The sequence below is a fragment of the Brachyspira sp. G79 genome, assembly GCF_002379365.1.
Classification (GTDB): Bacteria; Spirochaetota; Brachyspiria; order Brachyspirales; family Brachyspiraceae; genus Brachyspira.
Genome location: NZ_JQIU01000009.1, coordinates 33560 through 35607, shown reverse-complemented (window position 1 = coordinate 35607; position 2048 = coordinate 33560). Strand labels below are relative to the sequence as shown.

Genomic DNA, 2048 nt, shown 5'->3' with positions numbered 1-2048 from the left:
TTTTCTGAATTACCCAAATCCTCAGGCAAACCTAGATCATCTTCTTTATTTGACGACTTATCCTCCTCTTTAGGCTTATCATACAAATCTAAATCTTCTAACCCCCCCAAATCATTCAAGGAGTCATCACCACTGTATAAATTCTCAGGCAAATCTAAATCATCAGAAGACTTATTATCCTCCTGTACAATCTCATCATCGGGCAAATCCAAACTATCTAAATCATCAATAGAAGGTAAACCATTATCTTCTGCAGGCATAGAACTTGCCATATGTTCATCTGTAAAGACTGACTTAAAACGGTCATAGTCTTCTTGTGATATTTCTTTTGGTAATGCTTTATTCCCTATTAAAAAAGCAATACTTCCTAGTCTTTCTAAATCTTCTATTTTAGGCATATTCAATCATCTAATGTAAATTTTTTTAGTTAACATATTAATTATATTAAACCTATAACAATATGTCAACTAAATTATCGGATAATAATAAAATCACAATAGCATATTATTTAGAAGAAATTTCTATCTGTTTTTTTAATTTGTCAATTTTTTCGTTATTTCTCCTAGCCTCTTCAGCATTGATAACCATTTGTTTTGATAATTTATTTATTTCTTCATTTAAAAGTACTGTATCTATATCCTTAGGATACAAAGCATGCTCTACCAATATACCAACAACATTATTAGTAACTTCAGCTATACCATCTTCTACATACATATTAATAAGTTTATTCTCTTCATTATATACTCTAAGCTCTCCATAACCTATACGTACAATATATGGACAATGATCTAAATATATAGAAACATATCCATTACTGGAAGGTATTTCTACATGATCTATACGTATGGATCTTAATATTGGAGCATTTCTAGTGATTACCGAGCAAGTTAATGCCTTTTTATTTTTTTTAGTAGTAACTGCCATATTAAAACTCGCAAAATTAAATTATATTCTTATATTTTAAAATAAAAATAATAAATATCAATGATAATATAAACAAAATAAGCAATATTATTGAAACCAAAAATAAAAAACGTACAACTATTTTTAATGAATTAATCTCTGAATAAATAGACTGAAATTCTTTTCCTACTTTAGCCTCTATTTTTTCAGTTATCTCTTTTTCGCGTTCATCTATTTTATCATACAATTTTTTAGCCTTATTCTCCATAGCTGTGTTTTTTACTATATCGCCTACCATATTAGCCGAAGAAAGAACTGTTAATACAACATTAAGCCAATTCATAATTCCCCCATATAATAAAATTACTTGCCTTTAGACATTATTTCATATAAATAATCATCTGGTTTTACTATCTCTCCTCTCCTATTTACAAATGGGTGAAGAGTATAGCCTGTACTATATAGTATATTTTCATTTTCTTTGCTTCTTATTTCATATTTTAATTTCAATGATACATTTTTTAGTTTTTCTACGCTTGTACAAACAACTATAACATCATCGTATTTTATAGAAACCTTATAATCTACAAATGCCTCTTTTACTGGAAGCATTATATTATACTTTTCTTCCATATCCTTATATGAAATACCAAGCTCGCGTAAAAGTTCTGTTCTCCCTATTTCAAAATATCTTAGATAATTGGAATGATAAACTACCCCCATTTGATCTGTATCAGCATATATTACTCTTATTTCCGTTTTATTAACATGAGCCATAAAATAACTCCTAATAATTGATAAATATTGCCTAATATTATAACATATAATAACTTATATACAAATTTATATTTCCTAAATATGCTCAAATTATTTCAATTAAAGCAAATATAAAAGCAATGTACATAATACATACATCATAATTATAATATAAAAATAATGATTTTTTGTTGATATTATATTAATTTTGTATATAATTTATTATTATGAAAAATGGAAAAGTAATATTTCCGGGTACTTTTGACCCTTTCACATTAGGACACCTTGATGTTCTTTATAGACTTGCTGATATATTTGAGAAAGTTTATATATCTGTAGCCGTTAATTTAGAGAAATCCCCTACTTTTACTACAGAAGAAAGAATA

At 27.0% G+C, this 2048-nt stretch carries 4 protein-coding genes and 1 pseudogene; 1 reads left to right on the top strand and 4 read right to left on the bottom strand.

The annotated features are described in order from the left end of the window. The 4 genes and pseudogenes from KQ44_RS13185 to KQ44_RS13170 form a co-directional block, all read right to left on the bottom strand. A pseudogene (locus tag KQ44_RS13185) lies at window positions 1-398 on the bottom strand (hypothetical protein); the annotation flags it as partial. 106 nt (window positions 399-504) lie between these two features. Beyond that, on the bottom strand, window positions 505-927 hold the full coding sequence (locus KQ44_RS13180) for a F0F1 ATP synthase subunit epsilon (protein WP_096737848.1): 423 nt from the start codon (window positions 925-927) through the stop codon (window positions 505-507). A 16-nt stretch (window positions 928-943) separates the two neighbouring features. Next, window positions 944-1249: a hypothetical protein gene (locus KQ44_RS13175; RefSeq protein WP_096737847.1), complete on the bottom strand. Its 306-nt coding sequence runs from the start codon at window positions 1247-1249 to the stop codon at window positions 944-946. Between the two features lie 20 nt (window positions 1250-1269). Next, on the bottom strand, window positions 1270-1683 hold the full coding sequence (locus KQ44_RS13170; RefSeq protein WP_096737846.1) for a thioesterase family protein: 414 nt from the start codon (window positions 1681-1683) through the stop codon (window positions 1270-1272). A gap of 206 nt (window positions 1684-1889) precedes the next feature. Between KQ44_RS13170 and KQ44_RS13165 the strand changes: the two genes are divergently transcribed. Continuing rightward, a partial coding sequence (locus KQ44_RS13165; protein ID WP_143277891.1) for an adenylyltransferase/cytidyltransferase family protein occupies window positions 1890-2048 on the top strand: 159 nt, incomplete at its 3' end.